The organism is Citrobacter portucalensis, assembly GCF_023374935.1.
Lineage (GTDB): Bacteria > Pseudomonadota > Gammaproteobacteria > Enterobacterales > Enterobacteriaceae > Citrobacter > Citrobacter portucalensis.
Window position 1 is genome coordinate 4,554,935 of the sequence record NZ_CP092466.1, and the last position, 25,340, is coordinate 4,580,274.

The following is a 25,340-nucleotide window of genomic DNA, read 5'->3' on the forward strand; positions in this document are numbered from 1 at the left end:
TCCTTTTAAACAGCCGCCGCAGTGGCGTTATCAATTAAATCCAACACTTCCTGCGCGGTGCGGCAGGCGCGTAAACGGTCAAAATTGGCTTCGTCATCAAAGAGATTCACGATCTGCATGATGCCCACTTCCTGATGCGTGTTGGCGTCAACTGCCGCCATCGTTATCAGAATATCGACCGGGTCGTTATCTTCGTGGTTAAACACCCGCGGCGTTTTCAGCGTCACCAGCGCAAAACCGGTTTTCTTAACCCCTTCCTCCGGACGGCCGTGCGGCATTGCCAGGCCTGGCGCAATCACAAAGTACGGGCCAAACTGCTCAACGCCATCAAGAATGGCCTGGTAGTAGCGTGGTTCAACCACATCGGCCTTAACCAACAGATCCACACCAAGCTTTACCGCTTCCTGCCAGGTACTGGCCTCGGCTTGCAAAAGGATGGAATTATTGTCTGCCAGCGAGTCACGTAATTTCATATGCCGCCCCTTACTTCACGTCCTGCGGGAAATGCGCTTTGATCACTTCCAGCAGTTTTGGCCCAAAATCGGCAGGAGACAGCATGTTGCGTACGCCAACGACATATTTATTGCCAGAAACGGTAATCTCACCGGCGATATGCGTAGAAGCGATGATGATATCCGCACCGCTCAGTTCACTTTTGTATTCACCCACGGCGCAGCTGTTTACCGTATGGTCAATATTTGACTGGGTTAAAAACTGGTCCACCTTCATTTTCATGATCATGGAACTGCCCTGCCCATTGCCACACACAGCCAGAATACGTACGGTCATAATCGGAACTCCTTATTAAGCAGAGTGTTCTGCCAGTTGTTTTTCTGCGTCTTCCTCAGCGCGCAACGTGCGTCCTGCGAAAAACATATAAGCCAGTGCAATCAGAATAATGACGGCCATAAACACGATGCCGATGGAGGCAAAGCCTTGCATCATCGGCGGTGCCAGAATTGACCAGTCCGCCATGCCCATCCAGGCGCTCATACCGGTGAGTTTCACCGCCCAAACGCAGCCGAAGATTTCGATCATCCCCATCACCAGGCAAATCTTGAGCGCCGCGCGCCAGCCGCCAAAGTGGTTAGCAAATACGCCGATAGTGGCGTTCGAGAAGAACATCGGGATAAAGCCTGGGATAATCAGGATGGAAGAGCCGCAGGCAACCAGAATACCTACTGCAATCAGTTGGCCGATGGTGCCCCACATAAAGCCCCAGACCACCGCGTTGGGGGCAAAGCTGTAAATCGCTGCGCAGTCGATAGCCAACACCGCGCCGGGGATCAGACGTTGAGAGATACCGTTGAACGCTTCTGAAAGTTCAGCAACGAACATACGTACGCCCTGGGTGATGATGAAGATAGCGACAGCAAACGAAAAACCGGTTTGCAGGATATAGACCGTCCAGTGGGTTTTACCCGCCATCGCCTGAACCACATCTATGCCGAAAGAGAGCAGGATCGCCCCGAAAAAGATGGTCATCACAATCGCGGTGGAAACGATGTTGTCATGGAAGATATTCAGCCAGCCTGGCAGCTTGAGATCTTCTACGCTCTCCTCTTTCTTACCCAGATACGGCGCGACTTTGTAAGCAATCCATGAGGCGAACTGCTGCTGGTGACCGATGGAAAAACCGCAGCCGTCGGTCACTTCCTGCGTCGGTTTGTACATCATATTGGAGGTAATCCCCCAGTAGAGCGACACCAGCACCGCGGTACAGATGATGGTGGTCCACATCGGGTAACCAAAGATGTAGAAAGAGACAGCAATCAGCCCCGCCTGCTGGAACATGATGTGCCCAGTCAGCATGATGGTTCGAATACCGGTAATACGCCGTAGCAGTACGTAACAAATGTTCAGCGCCAGCGCTAACAGTACGGCGTACCCTACCCAACTGTAGGCATCACCCATTCGTTCGATGGTTGCCATCATGGAGGCATAGGTATCGGAGATCGCGCCATTGATACCGTAAACCTCAGACATCTTCGCCACCACCGGTTTAAACGTGCTGGTCAGAATGCCCGACCCTGCCTGCAATAACATAAAACCGATAATCGTTTTGATCGTGCCTTTGATAATGACGCTGACACTTTTACGCAACAGGATATAGCCGAGGCAGGTCACAATACCCAACAGCAACGGTGCATTGGTCATGACCTGATTAAAAAAGACGGTAAAGATGTTGTAGAGGATCTCCATAACGATCTCCAGTAGACGAAGTTGCTGAACATTCATTACAGATGCCCAGGATGTTGTGCCCTCACTCTAATTTTCAAAAGTAATCACAACAAGATTGAATTTGATTAAATGTGATGAAGTACGCAAATAATTCTCTTACTTGCAGAGTGGATTTACTTCAAATTCATACACGTCAAAATAAATTCATTTAAAACAATAAAATACAAAAATACATTTCATATAAACCATGTTGTCACGTTGTAATTTGTTCACATTTTCCCATTCAACACCAAAAATCAGCGCATTGCCTTCTTGAGAAAATGATGTCAGTATCAATCAAAACAAATCATCATTTGATTCAACTTGAACAAACATGAAGGTAATTGCGATGAGTAAAGTAAAAAGCATCACGCGTGAATCATGGATTCTGAGCACATTCCCGGAGTGGGGAAGCTGGCTCAATGAAGAGATCGAGCAGGAACAGGTCGCACCTGGCACTTTCGCTATGTGGTGGCTTGGCTGTACCGGAATTTGGCTAAAGTCTGAAGGCGGAACTAACGTCTGCGTCGATTTCTGGTGCGGTACGGGTAAACAGAGTCACGGTAACCCGCTGATGAAAACCGGTCACCAGATGCAACGCATGGCGGGCGTGAAGAAACTGCAGCCAAACCTGCGCACCACACCGTTTGTTCTTGATCCGTTTGCCATTCGTCAGATCGATGCGGTGCTGGCCACGCACGATCATAACGATCACATCGACGTAAATGTTGCGGCAGCCGTCATGCAGAACTGTGCCGACGACGTGCCGTTTATTGGACCGCAGACTTGTGTGGATCTGTGGATCGGTTGGGGTGTACCAAAAGAGCGCTGCATCGTGGTAAAACCTGGCGATGTGGTGAAAGTGAAAGATATTGAAATTCACGCGCTTGATGCGTTTGATCGTACGGCATTGATCACGCTTCCTGCCGATCAAAAAGCGGCAGGTGTGCTGCCGGATGGTATGGATGCCCGTGCCGTAAACTATCTGTTCAAAACGCCGGGCGGTACGCTTTATCACAGCGGTGATTCACACTACTCCAACTACTATGCAAAGCATGGCAATGAGCACCAGATCGACGTCGCGCTCGGATCCTACGGCGAGAACCCACGGGGTATTACGGACAAAATGACCAGTTCCGACATGCTGCGTATGGCGGAGGCCCTGAATACAAAAGTGGTGATCCCTTTCCATCACGATATCTGGTCAAACTTCCAGGCCGATCCTCAGGAGATCCGCGTACTGTGGGAGATGAAAAAGGATCGGCTGAAGTATGGCTTTAAGCCTTTTATCTGGCAGGTGGGTGGCAAGTTTACCTGGCCGCTGGACAAAGATAACTTTGAATATCACTATCCGCGCGGCTTTGACGACTGCTTCACGATTGAACCGGATTTACCGTTTAAATCGTTCTTGTGATCCACACAAAATGCCGGGCCATCCCGGCATTTTTTCCCATTTACTTTAGTATTTCCAGGCTATTTCAAATATCATCTTTTCAAATCAATTTGTATCGGAATAGCTCATGACTGAAGCACAAAGACATCAAATATTGCTGGATATGCTGGCGCAGTTGGGCTTTGTTACCGTTGAGAACGTGATTGAGCGTCTGGGGATTTCACCCGCCACAGCACGCCGGGATATCAACAAACTCGATGAAAGCGGCAAACTCAAGAAAGTCCGCAACGGCGCAGAAGCTATTACCCAGCAGCGACCGCGCTGGACGCCAATGAATCTGCACCAGGCACAGAACCACGATGAAAAAGTTCGCATTGCCAAGGCGGCATCCCAGCTTGTGAATGCGGGTGAAAGCGTGGTGATCAACTGCGGATCGACCGCCTTTCTGCTGGGTCGCGAAATGTGCGGCAAGCCGGTGCAGATCATCACTAATTATCTGCCGCTGGCAAACTATCTGATCGACCAGGAGCATGACAGCGTGATCATCATGGGAGGGCAATATAACAAAAGCCAATCCATCACGCTTAGCCCGCAAGGCAGTGAAAATAGCCTGTATGCCGGGCACTGGATGTTCACCAGTGGCAAAGGGTTGACCGCAGATGGACTGTATAAAACCGATATGCTCACCGCGATGGCGGAGCAGAAGATGCTTAACGTGGTGGGCAAACTGGTGGTGTTGGTCGATAGCAGTAAGGTCGGTGAACGCGCGGGGATGCTGTTCAGCCGCGCCGATCAAATCGATATGCTGATTACCGGCAAAAATGCGAACCCTGAGATCCTGCAACAGCTCGAAGCTCAGGGCGTGAGCATTATGCGCGTTTAAAGGTGCTGGCGGAAAAACGTCACCGTCGCAGCCAGCGCTTCTGGCGTGATGCGATGTCGTACGCCCGCTTCCCACAGGCAGGTCAGATTGTTGTCCAAACCTGCCTGAATCAGCGCTTGCTGTAAGCGGAAAGTTTCAACAGCCGGTACAACATCATCATCCTGTCCATGCCACAGCAGCAACGGCCTGTCAGCGAGGCGTGGTAACTGATGCGTAACATCCCATTCGGCAAGCGGGGCGATAACGGCATCAAATTCCGCCTGTTGCTCTGGGGTCTGAACCAGTAAAGGGGGAAACAGCGTCTGCGCAAGCCGGGTAAAATAGCCTGAACCCATCAGGCTGGCTACACATTTAACCTCAGGATGGCGCGCCATTATGCCCAATGCTGTCATTCCCCCCATCGACGCCCCACCGACGGCAAGCCGCTCATCTGAAAGCCAATTTTCCGCCACCAGCGCCGCACGTAACGTCGTAAACTCCTGCATATTTTGCTGCAAAATATGCCAGAAGCGATGCATCCGCACCTGGGCATCGCTTTTGAAGCGAGCGCCATGGTCTGGCGCATCTGGCATGACGACCCGGAACCCAGCCTGAGCCAGAGCAACGGCAAAATAGCTGTAAACCAGGCTTGAAGAGGTAAACCCGTGATAGAAGATAATACAAGGGAGTGAACATTCGCGTTTGCCAGCCGGAACGGCGTGCAGGACAGGGATACCCGCCAACTGTCGTGTTTCAATTTCGATCATTTGTCGCCTCTTTCTTTCTGGTATGCCATGCAGCAATACTTAACGCAAGCGAATGTGTTCGGCAATGATTCATAATGTTGAGAACTGGGTTACGCTTTCGCAACATTTTCATTCGAAAATCGCGTGAGAGATAACAATTCGGGAACATTCCCCTAAAGGGAAATTAATAAGGCACTACACTATGGCTATCAGGAAACGAGATAGAGTTATGCGTCGGTTTGCCTCTTTGTTGTTGGTTATGTTTTTAAGCGCCTGTAGTGTGCTACAGGGAACGCCACAACCCGCACCGCCAGTTGCCGACCACCCGCAGGAGATCCGCCGTGACCAGAGTAATGGGTTACAGCGATTAGGGACGGTTAGCGCGCTGGTAAGAGGCTCTCCGGATGATGCGCTGGCAGAGATCCGTGCCAAAGCCGCCGCGGCTAAAGCTGATTACTACGTGGTTTTATTAGTGGATGAAACTATCGTGACAGGCCAATGGTATTCACAGGCTATTTTGTATCGTAAATAACATTGGGTTGAAATTTAGTCAGCTTTACATTGCTTTGCGCCCCTATGCGTTTACCTGTGCACAATAAACCAACAGCAGGAAGCTTGAGGTTTATTATCGCGATGGAATGCCCTGCCGTGTGTAGGGGTACGAATAATGGAGCTGACGATGAAACAATCACTTGCCTTATCCTCACTGCTGCTTTCTGCCGGACTGGTAGGTACTACGGCGCAGTCTGCCGAATTCGCCAGTGCTGACTGTGTTACTGGCCTGAACGAAATTGGCCAGATATCTGTCAGTAACATTGCAGGAAATCCGCAGGATGTAGAACGTGTTGTCGCGTTAAAAGCGGATGAACAAGGTGCCTCATGGTATCGGATCATTCAAATGTACGAAGATCAGCAGCCCGACAACTGGCGCGTACAGGCCATACTCTATGCTTAACACATTGCCGGATGGCGTAAACTTATCTGAGCTACAGTGAACTGTAGACATGATAAGACGCGAAAGCGTCGCCATCAGGCATATTATTACCGTAATCCCCCCGTTGCCCGCAGAAGCAAATCATTCAGCACCTGCTCAGACAATCGTAGTCCCCCCCGCGTATCAAGCATCATTTGGCACCAGGCCTGCGCCACTGGTGGAGAGGCATAGCGCAACATCTGCGCTCCGCAACCAAGCTGGAAAAGCTGCTGCGTAATCTCCCGCCCCAATGCCTCGCTGGGTTTACGTAAACGCTGCTGGAGCTGACGTACCATTCGATCGTAATGTCGGTCTTGCCCTTTGACTTCCGCAAAGGCTTCACTGAGCATCTCGTATATGCCGGATTGTTTGGTCAGTACCCGCAATACATCAAGGCACATAATGTTGCCAGAGCCTTCCCAGATACTGTTTACCGGCATTTCACGATACAAACGCGGCAGCTCGCTCTCCTCGCAATAGCCAATCCCACCCAGCACTTCCATCGCTTCTGCCACAAATGGCATACCGCTTTTGCAAACGGAGAATTTCGCTGCTGGCGTGAACAACCTGGCCCACAGCGCTTCTTTAGCATCAGCACGGCGGTCCCAGGCCCGCGCCAGTCGAAACAGTAACGCCGTTTGACCTTCCAGTTGGAGCGCCATCCGACCTAACACTTGACGCATCATCGGCTGTTCAATCAATGGCTTGCCAAAGACCTGCCGCTGGTGCGCATGGTAAATCGCGACGGAAAAAGCACGCCGCATCATACCGTGACTACCGAGCGCACAGTCAAAACGCGTCATCCCCCCCATTTTCAGGATATGGCGTATACCTTCCCCTTCGTCACCCAATAGCCAGCCAATCGCATCGTGGAATTCAACCTCGCAGCTGGCGTTGGAGCGGTTGCCTAACTTATCTTTCAATCTCTCAAGACGGATAGCATTACGCTGCCCGTCAGGTAAAAATCGCGGCACAAAAAAGCAGGATAATCCCCCCTTAGCCTGGGCCAGCACTAAATGGGCATCGCTTTGCGGCACGGAGAAAAACCACTTATGTCCCACCAGCCGATACGAGCCGTCAGCAAGACGTTCTGCCTGAGTGGTATTGCTCAGCACATCTGAACCACCCTGCTTCTCGGTCATGCCCATGCCAATAAGCAGCCCACGCTTTTGCCCACCAGGCAGTAAATGCGAGTCATAACGGTCGCTTAGCAGCGGCGTTATCCAGTCATGAAAGGGGGCGGGTAACATTTGAAGTAACAGCGGCGTGGCGGCAAAAGTCATGGTCACCGGACACAACGTACCTGCTTCAACCTGCGCATGCAGCATGAAACGCGCCGCCCGGGCAACAAATGTTCCCTGCCTCGCATCTTCTTCCCAGGCCAGATTATGTACGCGGTTGGCGCACAATCCCTGCATCAGCAAATGCCAGGCAGGATGAAAACGCACATCATCCAGTCGCTGCCCCTGCGGGTCGTAGCGCATCAGTTCAGGTGGAAAAGCATTGGCCAGACGGCCCAGTTCGAGCGACTCGGCAGTCCCTAGCTGCTGACCAATACTGGCGAGAAGATCGCTGTCCCAACCAGCGCCTTCGCGGATAACCGCTTCGCACAGCGCGCCATCGGACAAATATAAGTTACTGTTATTGAGCGGTACAGGTTGGTTAAAAACGGTATGCGTTTGCCAGTGCATTGTGTCTCCCTCCGTCAATGGCCGTCGCTTTAAGTATGGTCAGCCAGACAAGAGAGTGCCTGGGATTCAGGTCACAAAAAAGCCATCCCGAGGGATGGCTTAAGAGACATAGAGAATGAATTAGCCGCGCTGGCGGACGGCTTCAAACAGGCAGATGCCCGTCGCAACTGAAACGTTCAATGACGAAACGCTCCCTGCCATCGGGATGCTGATCAGTTCGTCACAGTGTTCGCGGGTCAGACGGCGCATACCTTCACCCTCTGCGCCCATCACCAGCGCCAGACGACCGGTCATTTTGCTCTGATAGAGAGTATGGTCGGCTTCACCTGCGGTTCCGACGATCCAGATATTCTCTTCCTGCAGCATACGCATGGTGCGCGCCAGGTTGGTCACGCGGATCAGCGGTACGCTTTCTGCCGCACCACAGGCCACTTTTTTCGCCGTCGCATTCAACTGTGCGGAACGATCCTTCGGTACGATTACAGCATGTACGCCAGCGGCATCGGCGCTACGCAGGCATGCGCCCAGGTTATGCGGATCGGTGACGCCATCGAGGATCAAAAAGAACGGCTGATCGAGCGTAGCAATCAGATCCGGCAGATCGTTTTCCTGATACTGACGGCCCGGCTTCACGCGAGCAATAATCCCCTGATGTACCGCACCCTCGCTTTTCTCATCCAGAAACTGACGGTTAGCCAGTTGAATGACAACACCCTGTGCTTCCAGTGCGTGGATCAGCGGCAGCAGGCGTTTATCTTCACGACCTTTGAGAATAAAGACGTCCTGGAAGCGCTCAGGCGCACGTTCCAGCAGGGCCTGCACCGCATGGATGCCGTAAATCATTTCACTCATGAATGTACTCGTTAATAGTTTATGCGTAACGCCGGGCAACGCGAAGGTTGCCCGACTTACAGTCTATGGCTGTTATTGTGCGACTTTCTTTTTCGCCGCACGTTTAGCTTTAGTGGCGGCAGCAATTTTAAGCGTTTTTGCCGAGGGCTTTTTCGCTTTTTTATCGCCTTTCTTCTCAGCCGCATTCTTATCCGCCTGAGGTTTGGCTCTGCCTTTCTTCTCGCCGCGGAAAGCGCTGTCCGGCTCGAAATTCACCTTTTTGCCCATCTGACGACGTTTACCGGTATTTTTACCCGCATCGCCTTTTTTGGCTTTTTCGCGGGCGGTTTTACCTTCATTACGCGGCGCACGTTCGCTGGAGATCAAGCTGAAGTCGATCTTACGCTCGTCCATGTTGACTGCTTCCACGCGAACTTCCACGCGATCGCCCAGGCGATACATCTGGCCGCTGGATTCCCCCGTCAGGCGCTGCCCAACCTGGTCGAAACGATAGTAGTCGTTATCCAGAGAGGAGACATGCACCAGACCGTCGATAAACAGTTCATCAAGACGGACAAAGAAACCAAATCCGGTCACGCTGGCAATCACGCCTTTGAAGACATTACCCACCTGGTCCAGCATAAAGTCGCACTTCAGCCAGTCAGAGACATCACGCGTGGCTTCATCAGCACGGCGCTCGGCCATCGAACAGTGCTGACCCAGTTGCAGCATCTCTTCCATCGAATAATGGTAGCCACCGGTTTCCGTGGTGTTGCCCTTATGGCCCTGCTCCTGCGCCAGCAGATACTTAATCGCCCGGTGCAAGGAGAGATCCGGGTAACGACGAATCGGTGAAGTAAAGTGTGCATAAGATTGCAGCGCCAGGCCAAAGTGACCACGGTTTTCCGGATCGTAAATTGCCTGCTTCATCGAACGCAGCAGCATGGTTTGCAGCATTTCTGCGTCAGGACGGTCAGCAATCGACTCCAGCAGTTCAGCGTAATCACGCGGCTCAGGTTTGTTGCCACCAGGCAGCTCCAGCCCCAGCTCTGACAGGACGGAACGGAACGAGTTAATCGCTTCGGTCGTCGGCTTATCGTGAATACGGAACAGCGCTGGCTCTTTGGCTTTCTCAACGAATCGTGCCGCGGAGATGTTCGCCATGATCATGCACTCTTCAATCAGCTTGTGCGCGTCGTTACGCTGCGTCTGCTCGATACGCTCAATACGGCGTTCAGCATTGAAGATAAACTTCGCCTCTTCACTTTCAAACGAGATACCGCCACGCTCTTCACGGGCCTTATCCAGCACTTTGTAGAGGTTATGCAGCTCTTCAATGTGTTTAACCAGCGGTGCGTACTGCTCACGCAGCTCCTGGTCGCCCTGCAGCATGTGCCAGACCTTGGTGTAGGTCAGACGTGCGTGAGAACTCATGACCGCTTCGTAGAATTTAAAGCCGGTTAAACGGCCTTTCGACGAAATGGTCATTTCACAGACCATACACAACCGGTCCACCTGCGGGTTGAGTGAACACAATCCGTTAGACAGCACTTCCGGCAGCATCGGAACAACCTGCGACGGGAAGTAAACGGATGTGCCACGGCTACGCGCTTCCTGGTCCAGCGGAGTCGGCGGGCGAACGTAATAGCTTACGTCAGCAATCGCCACCCATAAACGCCAACCACCGCCGCGTTTCTTCTCGCAATAAACCGCATCGTCGAAGTCGCGCGCATCTTCGCCATCGATAGTCACCAGCGGCAGGGAGCGCAGATCGACACGTCCTACTTTCGCCTCTTCCGGCACTTCTTCTTTCAGCCCGGCGACCTGTTTCTCAACCGCCTGCGGCCAGATATATGGGATTTCATGAGTACGCAGGGCCATATCAACGGCCATGCTGGTTCCCATGTTGTCACCCAGCACTTCAACAATTTTACCCACCGCTTTAGTGCGGCGAGTTGGACGCTGGGTCAGTTCAACGACAACCACAAAGCCCATACGAGCGCCCATTACCTCTTCCGGCGGGATCAGAATATCGAAGCTCAGGCGGCTGTCGTCTGGGACGACAAATCCAACACCAGCGTCGGTGAAGTAGCGGCCGACAATCTGGCTGGTTTTCGGCACCAGTACGCGCACAATACGCGCTTCGCGGCGACCTTTACGGTCCGCGCCCAACGGCTGCGCCAGCACCTGATCGCCATGAATGCAGGTTTTCATTTGCTCGCTGGACAGATACAGGTCATCTTTGCGGCCTTCAACGCGCAGAAAGCCGTAGCCATCACGGTGGCCAATAACGGTACCTTTCAGCAGGTCGAGACGCTCCGGCAGCGCATAGCATTGACGACGGGTGAAGACCAGTTGTCCGTCACGCTCCATCGCGCGCAGGCGACGACGCAGCGCTTCTTGCTGCTCTTCACCTTCAATATTGAGTTCAGCGGCCAGCTCATCGCGGTTGGCCGGCTTTTCACGTTTAGTTAAATGTTCGAGGATAAATTCCCGGCTCGGGATAGGATTCGCGTATTTTTCTGCTTCGCGTTCCTGGAAAGGATCTTGTGACATGTCGGTTCCTCCGTCATCATCGCTGCTGGCGGGAGTCGTTACTCCACCAGCAATAATTTATAAAGCGGTTGATTCTTTTCAACCAAATCAGCAAGTGTGTAGTTGTCCAGTTCCGTGAGAAAACTTTGCACTGCTTTAGAAAGCGCCTGTTTGAGTCGACAGGCCGGGGTAATGTGGCAAAACTCGCTGCTACAGTTGACCAACGATAAGGGTTCCAGCTCGCGAACCACATCACCAATACCAATATCCTTAGCGGGTTTACCCAGGCGGATACCGCCATTTTTTCCTCGAATAGCAGTAACAAAGCCCGCCCGGCTAAGTTGATTGATTATTTTGACCATATGATTACGGGACACGCCGTAGACTTCTGTCACCTCAGAAATACTGGTCATACGTCCTTCGGGAAGTGACGCCATGTAGATTAGCGCACGTAATCCGTAATCGGTGAAACTTGTTAACTGCACATCAACCTCAGGAAAAGGGATAAAACGGATAAACCTGGTAGTATTAATTACATTGATGATAAACCAGCCACCAGCCAGGTCGCTAATTTATTTCAGTTCGGGAAGGAAAAAAGCGAGGAACTTACGTGATTTTAAGCCGGATTCTGATGCAAAGCACCTTATCCGGCCTAAATTAGTGCAAGCGCAGCGCCGTTTGACGCTACGCTATAACCAGAATTATGCGTCGAACGGGTCGCGCAGGATCATGGTTTCAGTACGGTCTGGGCCAGTTGAGATAATATCAATCGGCACACCGGTCAGTTCTTCAATACGCTTGATGTAGTTCAGCGCTGCCTGCGGCAGACCGCTACGTTCCTTCACGCCGAAGGTGGATTCAGACCAACCCGGCATGGTTTCGTAAATCGGCTCGATACCTTTCCAGTCGTCAGCTGCCAGCGGAGTAGTCGTTACTTCGCGGCCATCCGGCATACGGTAAGCAACACAGATTTTCACCTCTTTCAAACCGTCCAGTACGTCCAGTTTGGTCAGGCAGAAGCCAGACAGGGAGTTAATCTGTACTGCACGGCGTACAGCAACGGAATCCAGCCAACCGGTACGACGACGACGACCGGTGGTCGCGCCATACTCGTTACCTTGTTTGCACAGGAACTCGCCAACGTCATCAAACAGCTCAGTCGGGAACGGACCCGCACCTACACGAGTAGAGTAAGCTTTGATGATACCCAGAACGTAGTCCACATAACGTGGGCCCAGGCCGGAGCCGGTTGCTACGCCACCTGCGGTGGTGTTGGAGGACGTTACGTACGGATAGGTACCGTGGTCGATATCCAGCAGCGTACCCTGCGCACCTTCAAACATGACGAAATCGCCACGCTTACGCGCCTGGTCCAGCAGATCGGAAACATCAACAACCATTGAGGTCAGGATGTCGGCGATAGCCATCACATCATCCAGCACTTTCTGGTAGTCAACTGCTTCAACTTTATAGAAATTCACCAGCTGGAAGTTGTGATATTCCATCACTTCTTTCAGTTTTTCAGCGAAAGTTGCTTTATCAAACAGATCGCCAACACGCAGACCGCGACGAGCTACTTTGTCTTCATAAGCCGGACCGATACCACGACCGGTAGTACCGATCGCTTTCTCGCCACGCGCTTTCTCACGAGCGTTATCCAACGCAACGTGATAATCAAGGATCAGCGGACAAGCTTCAGACAGCAGCAGGCGCTCGCGAACCGGGATACCACGATCTTCCAGTCCTTTCATTTCTTTCATCAGCGCGGACGGAGACAGAACAACACCGTTACCGATGATGCTGATTACGTTTTCGCGAAGAATGCCTGATGGAATAAGATGGAGGACGGTTTTTTCACCGTTGATTACGAGAGTATGGCCTGCGTTGTGACCACCCTGGTAGCGCACAACATATTTAGCCCGTTCAGTCAGAAGATCGACGATCTTCCCTTTACCTTCGTCACCCCATTGGGTGCCCAGTACGACGACGTTGTTACCCATTTTTCAAAATCACCGTTTGCTTAAAAATGGATTCTACCACCGCTTTTTCAGATATACAGCACTTTTTGCATGCGAAAATCCGCAAATTAGTCTACTTATTGATCAGCCAATCGTTTTCCTCAACATGTAGTAGACCACAACGCCCGCAACCACAAGACCTCCACCAAAACGACGCAAAATATTTTCGGGAAGTTGCGCCATTGCAGAGATCATTTTCTTCCATGCGCTGGGATAAAGCATCGGACCCAGCCCTTCCAGCACCAAAACCAGCGCGAGCGCCAGCAAAATTGTTGAATTCATCCATCGCCCTTATATAAAAAGAAAACCACCGCATCCCTGGAGATGCCGGTGGTTTTGCTGCTTTAAAACCGCTGGAACGCGATTAGCGTGTCGCGGTATTTGGTGTCTTCATGTAGCGGAAGAAATCGCTGTCTGGGCTCATGACCATTACGTCCTGATTCCCTTCAAAGCTCTTCTCGTAAGCACGCAGGCTACGGATGAAGGCGTAGAAGTCCGGATCCTGACTGAACGCATCGGCAAACAGCTTAGCGGCTTCTGCATCGCCTTCACCGCGCATAATACGGCCCTGACGCTCAGATTCTGCCAGCGTTTTAGTGACTTCATAGTCAGCCGTTGCACGCAGTTTTTCCGCCTCTTCCTGGCCTTGTGAACGATGGCGACGCGCTACCGCTTCACGCTCAGCGCGCATACGGTTGTAGATAGCCTCGGACACTTCAGCAGGCAGGTTGATTTGCTTAATACGCACGTCAACAACTTCGATGCCCAATGCCGCCATACTGTTCGGGTTGATGACCGGTACTTTACCGTTCGTTTCAGCCTGAACACGTTCAGCCGCTTCGGCAATCGCGCTATCTGCTGCCGGAGTCGCCACTTCGTCTTCCGTGCCAGCAGAACCGGAGTTCAGCGCGTCACGAACTTCCAGGGTCAGACGACCGCGGGAATCGGTAACGATGTCCTTCACGTCCAGACGACCAATTTCAGAACGCAGACGGTCAGAGAACTTACGTTTCAGCAGGACTTCCGCCTGAGAAACATCGCCACCGCCCGTTGCCAGGTAGTAACGGCTAAAGTCACTGATGCGCCACTTGATGTAGGAGTCAACGATCAGGTCTTTCTTCTCTTTGGTAACAAAGCGATCGGCCTGGTTGTCCATGGTCTGAATACGCGCATCCAGCATCTTCACAGATTCAATAAACGGAATCTTGAAGTGCAGGCCAGGTGCTACGACCAGCGGCTTGTTTTCATCGTCACGCAGAACTTTACCAAAGCGCAGAGTAATACCGCGCTCGCCTTCTTTGACCACAAAGACAGACATGAACAGAACTACCAGAACGATGATGATAATCGCAATAACTGACTTACGCATCGTTATTCCCCCTGACGCTGGTAGTCGTTACGCTGCGCATTCGCGCGGCGTTGATCCATAATATCGCCCTGACTGGTGGACGATGTGTTGCTTGCTCCAGTGCTGGAAGTCGTTGCTGGCGGCAGACGCAGCAGGTTTGAACTGCTGTCAGTCTTTGCTGCTGGCGCACTACCACCTTTCAGCATTTGATCCAGCGGCAGAACCATCAAATTGCTGCCTTTATCGTTAACCAGGACTTTGCGGGTATTGCTCAGCACTTTTTCCATGGTTTCGATATACAGACGCTCGCGGGTAATTTGCGGTGCGGCTTTATATTCCGGCAGAATTTTTGCGAAGCGAGCCACTTCACCCTGTGCTTCCAGGATTGTCTGAGTCTTATACGCACGCGCTTCTTCCAGAATACGCTGCGCCTGACCGTTTGCACGCGGCTGAACTTCGTTGGTGTACGCTTCCGCTTCACGGATGTACTGCTGTTCGTTTTCACGTGCTGCGATAGCATCGTCAAACGCGGCTTTTACTTCTTCCGGCGGACGTGCAGCCTGGAAGTTGACGTCCAGCAGGGTAATACCCATGTTGTACGGACGGATCGTTTCTTCCAGTTCACGTTGGGTATCGCTACGAATAACGGTACGCCCTTCGGTCAGGATACGGTCCATGGTGTATTTACCGATAACCCCACGCAGAGCACTGTCGGTAGCCTGACGCAGACTGTCATCCGCGCTGGTTACGCTAAACAGGTAACGCTGCGGATCGGTCACGCGGTACTGTACGTTCATTTCGACGCGCACGACGTTTTCGTCAGAGGTCAGCATGACGCCGGATGCGGCAAGTTCACGCACGGCTTCAACGTTGACCGGTGTCACTTCATCGACAAAGGTCGGTTTCCAGTTCAGACCCGGTTCAACCAAATGGCTGAATTTACCGAAGCGTGTCACCACGCCGCGTTCCGCTTCTTTAATGGTATAGAAACCGCTGGCCGCCCAGATAATGACGATAGCGGCCGCTGCGATAGTAAAGACTCGACCGCCCAGTTGCGGACGCGGGCCTTGCGATGAACTACCGCCGCCAGAGCCAGTACCTTTACCGCCACCCAGACCACCGAGCTTTTTACTCAGTTTGCGGAAGATATCGTCCAGATCGGGAGGTCCCTGCTCGCGACCACCTTTGTTTCCATTTCCCTCAGGGTTGCCGCCAGGTTTGCTGCTTCCCCAGGGGTCGCGGTCTTGTCCGTTATTACCGGGCTGATTCCACGCCATTTTTGTGCTCCATATTTGTTATGCGATGCTATACCTGCGTCTTTTGCGCTGCCGTTGCGTTGGCTGCGTCCCTCAACGCCAGTCACATAGTTGACTATGCTCCTGGAGATTTCAGGACTTGCCGCCTTCCTGCCGCACAAAATCCACAAGGTATAGAGGCGAAAAAATCTTCAGGCCATATCCGTCAGATCAGACAACATAGTCTTCCAGTGCCGGTTCTTGTTTACAGAGGCGACGCCAGTCTACGATCGGCATACGAACCTGCAGACCTACGCTGCCGTCCTCCTCCATCCACTCTTTTTCTATTGCCTGAAGTTGATAAAACCGGCTTCTCAAACGCCCTTCCTGCGGCGGCAAACGCAACGTATGCTGCGCCACCTCACCGGAAAGTCGCTCAGTCAAAGCCTGAAAAAGTTGTGGTATACCAATCCCCGTTTGCGCTGATACCCAAACGCGAATGGGTTTATTCTCTTCATCTCTGTCGATACGCGGCTCAAAGTCATCCAACATATCGATTTTATTCATCACCAGCAGGGTCGGGATCTCATGCGCATCGATCTCTTCGAGCACCGTATCGACGGCCTCAATGTTTTCCTGCACACGAAAATCTGCTGCATCAATAACGTGCAGCAGCAATGTCGCCTGACGTGTTTCCTGCAAGGTGGCCTTAAACGCCGCCACCAGGTCGTGCGGCAAATGACGGATAAACCCAACGGTATCCGCCAGCACAGTCTCACCCACGTCCGCAACGTCTATTCTGCGTAGCGTCGGGTCCAGGGTCGCAAACAGCTGATCTGCTGCGTAGACCTGGGCTTCGGTGATCTGGTTGAACAGGGTGGATTTTCCGGCGTTGGTATATCCCACCAGTGATACGGTTGGGACATCCGCTTTCTTGCGCGACTGTCGCCCCTGCTCACGTTGCTTTTCAACTTTTTCCAGGCGCGACTGTATCTGCAAAATGCGATTACGCAGCAAACGACGGTCGGTTTCGAGCTGGGTTTCACCCGGGCCGCGCAAACCAATCCCGCCCTTTTGCCGTTCAAGGTGAGTCCAGCCACGAACCAGACGCGTAGCCATATGGCGCAACTGCGCCAGCTCAACCTGCAACTTACCCTCATGGGTTCGCGCACGCTGGGCAAAAATATCTAAAATGAGACCAGTCCTGTCGATAACAAGACACTGGCACAACTGTTCCAGGTTACGTTCCTGGGCAGGGCTTAGAGCATGATCAAAAATCACCACCGCAGCGCCAGTCGCTTTTACGGCCTCGGCAATTTCGATTGCCTTACCTTCACCAACAAAATACTTCGGGTGCGGTGCTTTACGGCTCCCGGTAATCACCTGCATTGCTTCGACACCGGCGGAAGAAACCAGAGATTCAAACTCCTGGAGGTCTTCCATATCTTTGTCTTGCGAAAAATAGATGTGTACCAGTACCGCCTGCTCACCGGCATCATAACGGTCAAACAAGCGTCAACCCCTTAATATAAATCAACGGGGAACACAGGATCGCTGGCTCCCCGTATGTAAAACAGCTAATAACCTTATTCGGTTTCTTCGCTGTCCTGTTGCGCAGATGAACCTTGCGCGTTGCTACCGTGATGGTAGTTGCTGCCTGTGCCGCCGGTGGCATTATTGCTGTGATGAGAAACCGGACGAGACGGGACAACAGTAGAAATCGCGTGCTTATAAACCATCTGGCTGACCGTGTTTTTCAACAGGATCACGAACTGATCAAAAGACTCGATTTGACCTTGCAGCTTAATACCATTCACCAAATAAATAGAAACTGGAACACGTTCCCGACGCAGTGCGTTCAGGAACGGATCTTGTAAAGATTGCCCCTTAGCCATTCTCTCTTTTCCTTATATGCTTATTTGTACTTTGAACCTTTCGATTCTGAAAAATTGCGCACGATACGTTTCAATTGTACACATTCAGTTCGCGATAGCACCAACAACCTGTAATACTTCGTTTCGCGCCTGGTCAGGCTTTTCACTGTCAAGCCAGTGCACCCCTTCCCAACCACGCAACCAGGTTACCTGTCGCTTCGCCAACTGCCTCGTGGCGCAAACACCTCTATAAACCATTTCATCGTATGAAATTTCACCTTCAATGTATGACCACATCTGGCGATACCCTACACAACGAATGGAAGGCAAATCCGTATGCAAATCTCCACGGGCAAAAAGCGCCCGGACTTCTGCTTCAAAACCTGAAGCTAACATCTGATGAAAACGCTGCTCAATTCGCTGATGGAGCAGTTCACGGCTCGCCGGGGCGATTGCAAACTGATGCACCTGATACGGCAAAGCATCTCCTGACGTTTGCGTCAGCTCCGTTAAAGTTTTACCCGAAATGAAAAAAACTTCCAGTGCCCGGGAAAGTCTTTGCGGATCATTTGGATGAATACGCGCCGCTGCCACGGGATCGATGTCCTGAAGCTGTCGGTGTAACGCGTCCCAACCCTGCTCTGCCGCCTGCTGCTCAATTCTGGCCCTGACTACCGGGTCCGCCGACGGTAACGGCGACAGTCCTTCAAGCAAGGCTTTGAAATATAACATTGTGCCGCCCACCAGCAACGGGATACGGCCCGCGGCGGTGATGTCGGCCATCTCGGCTAACGCATCGCGACGAAAATCCGCAGCGGAGTACGCCTGCGATGGATCGCGGATATCCAGCAATCGGTGCGGTGCGGCCTGTAATTCAGCTGCATCAGGCTTAGCTGTACCGATATCCATCCCCTTGTAAATAAGGGCGGAATCAACGCTTATCAACTCTATGGGCAAAACTTTACGCAATTCAATTGCTAATGCCGTTTTACCGGAGGCCGTTGGCCCCATCAAAAAAATCGCCTTTGGCAGGCTCGCCTTACGGGTATCACTCATGTTTCAGGGCATTCAATACCGAATGTAAATCAACAGGTTGTAACAGACCACCCGGCGGTGCCTTCACGAGTTGTGGGCAGAGCCGCTCAACATCCGCTAACAGCGTAATCGCCTGTGCCATGCTCCACTGTGGATGCTCGCTCATCAGGTTACGTGCGATCCACTGTGCAATATTGCCCGGCTCGAATACGGATTGCTGCGCCAGGTAGCCTATCAGTTCAGGAATCAAGATTTGTAAATTTTGTTGGCGTAAGGGTAAAGGCACCGCCCGGATGGTCACATGCTGCGCATCCAGCTGAAATTCAATGCCCAACTCAGCCAGTTGGCTCTGTCCTTTTTGCAGTGCCGCTTTTTCATCAGCGGTCACTTTTAGACGTAAAGGGATCAGTAACGGTTGAGCACAAACCGCTCCCTGACCCGGCGTTAACTGCGCCTGACGCAACCAACGCTCAGCCACCGGTAATGCCAACAACCGAATATGGCCATCACACTCGAGTAACGCGCAGTCTGCACCAACAATCGTTAGCACCCGGCCAAAGCCCTGACTGTTGCCAGTCAGAGGCGTCGATGGCGTTTCAGAGACCGGCGTTTTACGCGTTGGAGCAGGCGTCTGCATCAGTTGCTGATAAATTTCGCCCTGCTGCTTTTGGTATCCGGGTTGAGCATGAGGCCAACTGGCTTCCGCCTGACGGCCACCGCCACCACTACTGCCACCACTATTGCCACTTCCAGTGCCAGCGGATGCTGAGTACCGCGGTGTCGCAGGTTCACGCGCGGGAGCCGGCTCGGCAAAATGGTTGCGTCCAGCAGCAACGCGGTTTTCCGGAATGTGCCTTGGGGCGGGTTCGTCGTCATCAGCCAACGGCAGCGGCGTTTCAAGCTGCTGTTGCAGGACACTCAACACGCCCTGGTAAATAAAATCGTGCACCAGCCGGGATTGATGGAAACGGACCTCATGTTTAGCTGGGTGTACGTTGACATCCACTTGATGCGGATCGATTTCCAGATACAACACAAAAGCGGGCTGTTGATCGGCTCCCAGCTTATCTTCACAGGCCTGGCGGATAGCATGGTTGATCAGCCGGTCGCGCATCATCCGACCATTCACGTAGCAGTACTGGATTTCTGCCAGTGCTGCCGTTGTGTGGTTAGGATCGGCCACCCAGCCGCGCAATGTTAAATCACCATGCTGCCATTCGATCGCCAGCGCATGCTCCAGAAACGGCGTGCCGCAAATCGCGCCCAGTCGGCGCTCTTTCTGCCCATCCGCGGCCACTGCCCTGTACTGACGCACCACTTTGCCGTTGTGCGACAAATTTATCGTCACATCAAAACGCGCCAGCGCAATGCGGCGAATAATCTCGTCGATATGATTAAATTCGGTTTTCTCGGTGCGCATAAATTTGCGCCGCGCCGGGGTGTTGTAGAACAGATCCAGCACCTCCAGCGTGGTTCCCACCGGATGCGCAGCGGGTTTAACTGTGACATCCATGTCACGCCCTTCGGCATACGCCTGCCAGGCTTCGGGTTGTTCTTGCGTACGCGACGTCAGGGTTAAACGAGACACGGAGCTGATACTGGCCAGCGCTTCACCGCGAAATCCGAGGCTTACGATGGCTTCAAGATCGTCAAGCGAGGCTATTTTACTGGTGGCATGACGCGCCAACGCCAACGCCAGCTCGTCTTTTTTAATCCCGCAGCCGTTGTCACGAATACGGATAAGCTTCGCGCCGCCGCGTTCAATATCGATATCAATGCGCGTCGCACCGGCATCGATGCTGTTTTCCACCAGCTCTTTCACCACTGACGCAGGCCGTTCTACCACCTCGCCTGCGGCAATCTGGTTCGCCAGCTGTGGCGGTAGAACCTGAATCGGCATGGCTAATCCTTAATTTGTTAACGTGTTACCCGGCGATATGGCGCTGGCGGTTTGCGCCGGTGCGCCCTGCGGCCCGGTTTGCATCGGGTGCGCCTGGAAATAGTTACGCAATCCTTTGTAAATCGCCTCAGCCAGTTGCTGCTGGTAATCATCGCTCGCCAACAGACGTTCTTCGCTGTTGTTACTGATAAAGCCAGTTTCAACCAACACTGACGGGATATCAGGCGAACGCAGTACGCCAAGACTGGCGTGTTCTGGACGACGCTTATGCATCGAACCAATACGTTCTAACTGGCCGATCATGCTAGTCGCCACATCATACCCTACGCGCTGCGAATGACCGAACTGCAGATCCAGTACGGCCTGGCTGAGGTAAGGATCGGACTGGCTGTTTGCCAGCACATCGCCCGCGCCGCCCAACAACTCCGATTGCTTCTCGTGCTGTTCCAGCCAGCCGGCCATCTCACTGTTCGCCCGACGGTTTGACAGCACCCAAACGGAAGCACCTGTGGCATCACGATTTGGCGCGGCATCCGCGTGAATAGAAACCAGGAAATTGGCGTTTTGTTTACGCGCGACGTCTGAACGCCCCATCACCGAGATAAAGTAATCACCATCACGGGTGAGTACGCCTTTAAACATCGGATCATCATTGAGCAAACTGCGCAGCTTGCGCGCCACGGCAATCGTGACGTTTTTCTCACGCGTGCCGCCAGGACCAATAGCGCCAGGATCCTGTCCACCGTGTCCGGCATCAATGGCAATCACCACTTTATCGCCGTTGCTGGAACTGGCGCGCGCCGCAGGGCGCGTGGAGGTATTGCTGTTAGTCACAGCCGTAGTGCGATCGTTTTCTGCTTTAAACGGATTGCGCGCTGGCTCGACAGGACGTGGGGCAACAATCGGCGCTTCAACACGCTTTGCAACCACGGGAGGTGGAGGCGGCGGCGCATCAGCGTTGATGGTAAACACGACGGTATAATTGCCGCCGTTCTGGCGTTTTACTGCTTCGGCTTTACCGTTCTCGGTTAAATCCACCACCAGGCGCAGAGACTGCGCATCTTTTGGCGTGCCGGAACGGATAGATTTCACCAGATTATTGCCGCTAAACAGCAGCGGTAACCCCTGAATCACACCGGTTTGTTTAATATCCAGCGCGACGGTTCGTTTCCCGTCCTGCGAAACGGCATATTCAGGATCGCCAATAAAGCTCAGCGTAATCCGCGCCTGTTGATCGCCATTGGACACCTGAAGATCGGAGAGGCTGGCGGCCCCTGCCTGCGCGCACAGCAGGACCAGGGTTGCCATCAGCCAGTTTCTGATGCGATAAATCATCCCGCCACCCTTAAGGTTAATCGGCTAAACGCGCCAGCAATAAATCACCTGATGAGGAGACTGCGCTTACACGCGCCTCTCGACCTTGCGCCTGGTATTCAATGTGTATTTCGACGTCCGGGTCTGGCAGTACACCTTTACCTTGTTGCGGCCATTCCACCAGGCAGATGGCATCATTGGCAAAATAATCGCGGATCCCCATAAATTCCAGCTCCTCTGGGTCCGCAAGTCGGTATAAATCGAAGTGATATACCATCAAGTTATCGAGTGAATAGGGCTCAACCAGCGTGTAGGTGGGGCTTTTTACATTACCTTTATGACCTAACGCCTGCAGAAATCCTCGGCTGAAGGTGGTTTTACCCGCCCCCAGGTCGCCGTACAAATATATAACCGTCGCGCCGTCACAGGCTTTGGCTACCCGCAGTCCCAGGTCTAAAGTCGCCTGCTCATCAGGTAGTGGAATTACTCGATTCATCATGATAAACGTCAATCACATCAGGGTTAACAATACGCTGTAGCGTGGTAAAGAGATCTGTCGCCAGCATGCCGCGCGTACCAAAACGCGCCGCCAGCACATCCGCCGCCGCTCCGTGCGCAACACATCCCGCACATGCTGCATCATACGGGGTAAGCTTCTGTCCGAGCAATGCGCCAATAATACCGGAAAGCACATCCCCCATTCCGCCGCTGGCCATCCCGGCATTGCCGGTATCAATAATACCCAACTCCGCCTGTTCAGCAGCAACAACCGTACCCGCGCCTTTCAGCACCACCACGCCTCCGTACCGTTTTACCAGACGTTGTGCACAAAGTAAGCGATCGTCTTCAATTTCTGCAATGGAACAACCCAGCAGTCGCGCGGCTTCACCTGGATGCGGCGTGATCACGCGATTGTGACGTTTATCGGGGTTGATTGCCAGCAGGTTCAGCGCATCCGCATCCCAGAGCATCGGTTTGCGAAAATTCTCCACTTTTTGCAGCGCTTTTTTGCCCCACTCCTGCTGACCAAGCCCGGGGCCTATCACCACTACATCCGCCCACGCCAGGCTCTCTTCCAGCGTCTGCGGCGTCAGCGCATCGACCATCAGTTCCGGTCTGGCTGTCAAAATAGGCGCAATGTTTTCACTGCGCGTCAGCACTTTGACCAGCCCGGCACCTGCTCGCAGCGCGGCTTCCCCGGCCATGCGTATTGCGCCTGCCGTACCGTGGTCACCGCCGATAATCACCAGTCGACCGTGGGAGCCTTTGTGCGAGGTGGGTCGACGCGGTGTTAGCCAGTGTGCAAGCTGTTGAGCATCAAAACGTTGTATTGGCGCATTCTGCCCCGCCAGCCAGTCGTCCAGCCCAAGTGCGTTAACATGCAGACGCCCGGTGACATCGCGCGCTTTACCGGTGAGCAGGCCCGGCTTGAGTGCAATAAAGGTAATGGTATGCGCTGCGTTGATGACCGCGCCCGGCGTCGCTCCCGTCTGCGCTAGCAGGCCGGAGGGAATATCTATCGCCACGGTGGGGGCTGGGTGAGAATTGGCACGTTCAATCAATACCGAGAGAGACTCACGCGGCGCATGTTTTAAGCCAGTGCCTGACAGCGCATCAATAATGACGTCCACGTTATTTGGCCAATTGATATCCGCCGCGTGAATGACGCCACCAGCGTTAAGCCAGGCATCACGCGCCTGCTGCGCCTCCTCGGGGAGCGGTTTGTCACTTTCCTGCGCCAGCAACGTAACTTCAAGACCCAGCGCTTTGGCAAGTCTTGCCACTACGTAACCATCACCGCCGTTGTTGCCATGACCACATAGCACCAGCCAGTGCCGGGCGTTCGGATAAGCCTCACGAGTGACCTGAAACGCCGCCTCTCCCGCCCGTTGCATCAGTTCGTACAGCGTCAGCCCTGAACTGTCTGCCACCTCTCGCTCCATCCGCCTGATGTCATCGGCGTGCCAGATGGAGTGTGGTATACTTGCGGGGTTTTTCTTCATTGTATGGTCCGTCATGTCAGAGCCCCTCGATCTCAATCAGTTAGCGCAAAATATTAAGCAGTGGGGGCTGGAGCTTGGCTTTCAGCAGGTCGGGATTGCCGATACCGACCTCAGCGAAGCGGAACCCAAACTGCAGGCCTGGCTGGATAAACAATACCACGGCGAGATGGACTGGATGGCCCGTCACGGCATGATGCGCGCCCGACCTCACGAATTATTGCCCGGTACGCTACGTGTCATCAGCGTACGTATGAACTATCTTCCTGCCAATGCGGCCTTCGCCAGCACGTTGAAGAATCCTTCTCTGGGTTACGTCAGCCGTTACGCGCTGGGGCGCGACTACCATAAGCTGCTACGTAACCGCTTAAAAAAGCTGGGAGAGATGATTCAACAGCACTGCGTTTCGCTGAATTTTAGACCTTTTGTCGATTCTGCGCCCATTCTTGAGCGTCCGTTAGCGGAAAAAGCCGGGCTTGGCTGGACAGGTAAGCACTCACTTATCCTCAATCGCGAAGCCGGTTCATTTTTCTTCCTCGGGGAATTACTGATCGACTTACCCCTACCGATCGACCAACCAGTAGAAGAAGGATGTGGGAAATGCGTCGCCTGCATGACCATCTGTCCCACCGGGGCCATTGTTGAACCCTACACGGTGGATGCGCGCCGCTGTATCTCTTATCTCACTATCGAACTGGAAGGCGCGATCCCGGAAGAATTTCGTCCATTGTTGGGGAATCGAATTTACGGCTGCGATGATTGCCAGCTCATTTGCCCGTGGAACCGCTATTCACAGTTGACGGCAGAGGATGACTTCAACCCGCGCAAGCAGCTTCATGCTCCGGAGTTAATAGAGCTGTTTCGCTGGAGCGAAGCGTGGTTTTTAAAAGTCACGGAGGGGTCTGCCATTCGTCGTATTGGCCACCTGCGCTGGCTGCGAAATATCGCCGTTGCGTTGGGTAATGCTCCCTGGAATGAAGCCATTCTTCGCGCACTGGAAAGTCGCAGAGGTGAGCACCCACTTCTCGACGAACACATAGAGTGGGCGGTTGCTCAGCAAATCGAGAAGCGAAATGCCTGCGTAGTTGAGGTGCAGCTACCGCAGAAACAACGTTTGGTCAGGGTCATTGAGAAGGGTCTGCCGCGCGATGCTTAAGTCATCCACAGCTTGTGTATAAAAATAAAAACACATTGATATTCAAGAGGGAAAAAATCGTCAAGTGATCGCATTAACAATTTGAAATGATAATTAAATTAATAATTTCAAATAGTTAAAATGATACTATTCACCCGGCGAAGTTTTTTGCATTCCAGGAATAATACCCGAACCTGTGGATAAGTCTGTTTACAAGAGTATGTCAATGA

General features: G+C 52.9%; 24 protein-coding genes. 5 read left to right on the forward strand and 19 right to left on the reverse strand.

Annotated features, from left to right (window positions below; genetic code table 11):
* Positions 1-5 precede the first annotated feature (5 nt).
* Genes ulaC through ulaA form a run of 3 tightly spaced genes read right to left on the reverse strand, consistent with a single transcriptional unit; the run spans position 6 to position 2,202 of the window.
* Positions 6-473: a PTS ascorbate transporter subunit IIA gene (ulaC, locus tag LY264_RS22045; RefSeq protein ID WP_048227202.1), complete on the reverse strand. Its 468-nt coding sequence runs from the start codon at positions 471-473 to the stop codon at positions 6-8.
* Positions 474-483: 10 nt separating this feature from the next.
* Positions 484-789 carry a PTS ascorbate transporter subunit IIB gene (gene ulaB / locus LY264_RS22050; protein ID WP_003025655.1) on the reverse strand — a complete coding sequence of 102 codons (306 nt, stop codon included), beginning with the start codon at positions 787-789 and terminating at the stop codon, positions 484-486.
* A 15-nt stretch (positions 790-804) separates the two neighbouring features.
* Positions 805-2,202 carry a PTS ascorbate transporter subunit IIC gene (gene ulaA / locus LY264_RS22055; protein ID WP_003830456.1) on the reverse strand — a complete coding sequence of 466 codons (1,398 nt, stop codon included), beginning with the start codon at positions 2,200-2,202 and terminating at the stop codon, positions 805-807.
* A 367-nt stretch (positions 2,203-2,569) separates the two neighbouring features.
* Between ulaA and ulaG the strand changes: the two genes are divergently transcribed.
* Both ulaG and ulaR read left to right on the forward strand, forming a co-directional pair.
* On the forward strand, positions 2,570-3,634 hold the full coding sequence (gene ulaG / locus LY264_RS22060) for an L-ascorbate 6-phosphate lactonase (RefSeq protein WP_003025649.1): 1,065 nt from the start codon (positions 2,570-2,572) through the stop codon (positions 3,632-3,634).
* A 106-nt stretch (positions 3,635-3,740) separates the two neighbouring features.
* Positions 3,741-4,496, forward strand: a complete 756-nt coding sequence (ulaR, locus tag LY264_RS22065; RefSeq protein WP_003025646.1) for an HTH-type transcriptional regulator UlaR — start codon at positions 3,741-3,743, stop codon at positions 4,494-4,496.
* On the opposite strand, the gene yjfP is transcribed toward ulaR, so the two are convergent.
* The gene (gene yjfP / locus LY264_RS22070) at positions 4,493-5,242 is read right to left on the reverse strand and encodes an esterase (protein ID WP_048227203.1); all 750 of its coding nucleotides are present in this window, start codon (positions 5,240-5,242) and stop codon (positions 4,493-4,495) included. The genes ulaR and yjfP overlap by 4 nt on opposite strands.
* Positions 5,243-5,423: 181 nt before the next feature.
* Between yjfP and bsmA the strand changes: the two genes are divergently transcribed.
* Both bsmA and yjfN read left to right on the forward strand, forming a co-directional pair.
* Positions 5,424-5,753: a biofilm peroxide resistance protein BsmA gene (gene bsmA / locus LY264_RS22075; RefSeq protein WP_057066585.1), complete on the forward strand. Its 330-nt coding sequence runs from the start codon at positions 5,424-5,426 to the stop codon at positions 5,751-5,753.
* A 147-nt stretch (positions 5,754-5,900) separates the two neighbouring features.
* On the forward strand, positions 5,901-6,176 hold the full coding sequence (yjfN, locus tag LY264_RS22080; protein WP_003830465.1) for a DUF1471 family protease activator YjfN: 276 nt from the start codon (positions 5,901-5,903) through the stop codon (positions 6,174-6,176).
* Between the two features lie 86 nt (positions 6,177-6,262).
* On the opposite strand, the gene LY264_RS22085 is transcribed toward yjfN, so the two are convergent.
* From LY264_RS22085 to nnr, 15 genes are all read right to left on the reverse strand, one after another.
* Positions 6,263-7,885 (reverse strand): isovaleryl-CoA dehydrogenase, encoded by a 1,623-nt coding sequence (locus tag LY264_RS22085; RefSeq protein WP_048227204.1) that lies wholly within the window; start codon positions 7,883-7,885, stop codon positions 6,263-6,265.
* 120 nt (positions 7,886-8,005) lie between these two features.
* Positions 8,006-8,737, reverse strand: a complete 732-nt coding sequence (gene rlmB, locus LY264_RS22090) for a 23S rRNA (guanosine(2251)-2'-O)-methyltransferase RlmB (protein ID WP_003830482.1) — start codon at positions 8,735-8,737, stop codon at positions 8,006-8,008.
* Between the two features lie 72 nt (positions 8,738-8,809).
* Complete coding sequence (gene rnr, locus LY264_RS22095) at positions 8,810-11,272, reverse strand: ribonuclease R (RefSeq protein ID WP_008786007.1); 2,463 nt, start codon at positions 11,270-11,272, stop codon at positions 8,810-8,812.
* A 38-nt stretch (positions 11,273-11,310) separates the two neighbouring features.
* On the reverse strand, positions 11,311-11,736 hold the full coding sequence (nsrR, locus tag LY264_RS22100) for a nitric oxide-sensing transcriptional repressor NsrR (RefSeq protein WP_003830485.1): 426 nt from the start codon (positions 11,734-11,736) through the stop codon (positions 11,311-11,313).
* Between the two features lie 216 nt (positions 11,737-11,952).
* Complete coding sequence (gene purA / locus LY264_RS22105) at positions 11,953-13,251, reverse strand: adenylosuccinate synthase (RefSeq protein WP_003025606.1); 1,299 nt, start codon at positions 13,249-13,251, stop codon at positions 11,953-11,955.
* A 102-nt stretch (positions 13,252-13,353) separates the two neighbouring features.
* Entirely contained in the window at positions 13,354-13,551 is a 198-nt protein-coding gene (locus tag LY264_RS22110; RefSeq protein WP_003025602.1) for a DUF2065 domain-containing protein, read from the reverse strand.
* Positions 13,552-13,633: 82 nt separating this feature from the next.
* Positions 13,634-14,638, reverse strand: coding sequence for a protease modulator HflC (hflC, locus tag LY264_RS22115; RefSeq protein WP_003830491.1), 1,005 nt, complete (start codon positions 14,636-14,638; stop codon positions 13,634-13,636).
* A gap of 2 nt (positions 14,639-14,640) precedes the next feature.
* Complete coding sequence (gene hflK / locus LY264_RS22120) at positions 14,641-15,894, reverse strand: FtsH protease activity modulator HflK (protein WP_008786005.1); 1,254 nt, start codon at positions 15,892-15,894, stop codon at positions 14,641-14,643.
* Between the two features lie 189 nt (positions 15,895-16,083).
* The gene (hflX, locus tag LY264_RS22125; RefSeq protein WP_003830495.1) at positions 16,084-17,364 is read right to left on the reverse strand and encodes a ribosome rescue GTPase HflX; all 1,281 of its coding nucleotides are present in this window, start codon (positions 17,362-17,364) and stop codon (positions 16,084-16,086) included.
* 74 nt (positions 17,365-17,438) lie between these two features.
* Positions 17,439-17,747: an RNA chaperone Hfq gene (hfq, locus tag LY264_RS22130; protein ID WP_003025584.1), complete on the reverse strand. Its 309-nt coding sequence runs from the start codon at positions 17,745-17,747 to the stop codon at positions 17,439-17,441.
* Positions 17,748-17,831: 84 nt separating this feature from the next.
* Positions 17,832-18,782, reverse strand: coding sequence for a tRNA (adenosine(37)-N6)-dimethylallyltransferase MiaA (gene miaA / locus LY264_RS22135; protein ID WP_048227205.1), 951 nt, complete (start codon positions 18,780-18,782; stop codon positions 17,832-17,834).
* On the reverse strand, positions 18,775-20,661 hold the full coding sequence (mutL, locus tag LY264_RS22140) for a DNA mismatch repair endonuclease MutL (protein WP_048227206.1): 1,887 nt from the start codon (positions 20,659-20,661) through the stop codon (positions 18,775-18,777). The genes miaA and mutL overlap by 8 nt, the downstream gene beginning before the upstream one ends.
* Positions 20,662-20,670: 9 nt before the next feature.
* The gene (gene amiB / locus LY264_RS22145; RefSeq protein WP_048227207.1) at positions 20,671-21,996 is read right to left on the reverse strand and encodes an N-acetylmuramoyl-L-alanine amidase AmiB; all 1,326 of its coding nucleotides are present in this window, start codon (positions 21,994-21,996) and stop codon (positions 20,671-20,673) included.
* Positions 21,997-22,012: 16 nt separating this feature from the next.
* Positions 22,013-22,474, reverse strand: coding sequence for a tRNA (adenosine(37)-N6)-threonylcarbamoyltransferase complex ATPase subunit type 1 TsaE (tsaE, locus tag LY264_RS22150; RefSeq protein ID WP_008786002.1), 462 nt, complete (start codon positions 22,472-22,474; stop codon positions 22,013-22,015).
* Positions 22,446-23,993 (reverse strand): bifunctional ADP-dependent NAD(P)H-hydrate dehydratase/NAD(P)H-hydrate epimerase, encoded by a 1,548-nt coding sequence (gene nnr / locus LY264_RS22155; protein ID WP_048227208.1) that lies wholly within the window; start codon positions 23,991-23,993, stop codon positions 22,446-22,448. Before nnr ends, tsaE begins: the two co-directional genes overlap by 29 nt.
* On the opposite strand from nnr, the gene queG reads away from it, so the two are divergent.
* Entirely contained in the window at positions 23,992-25,131 is a 1,140-nt protein-coding gene (gene queG, locus LY264_RS22160; RefSeq protein WP_048227209.1) for a tRNA epoxyqueuosine(34) reductase QueG, read from the forward strand. The genes nnr and queG overlap by 2 nt on opposite strands.
* The last annotated feature ends 209 nt before the right edge of the window (positions 25,132-25,340 follow it).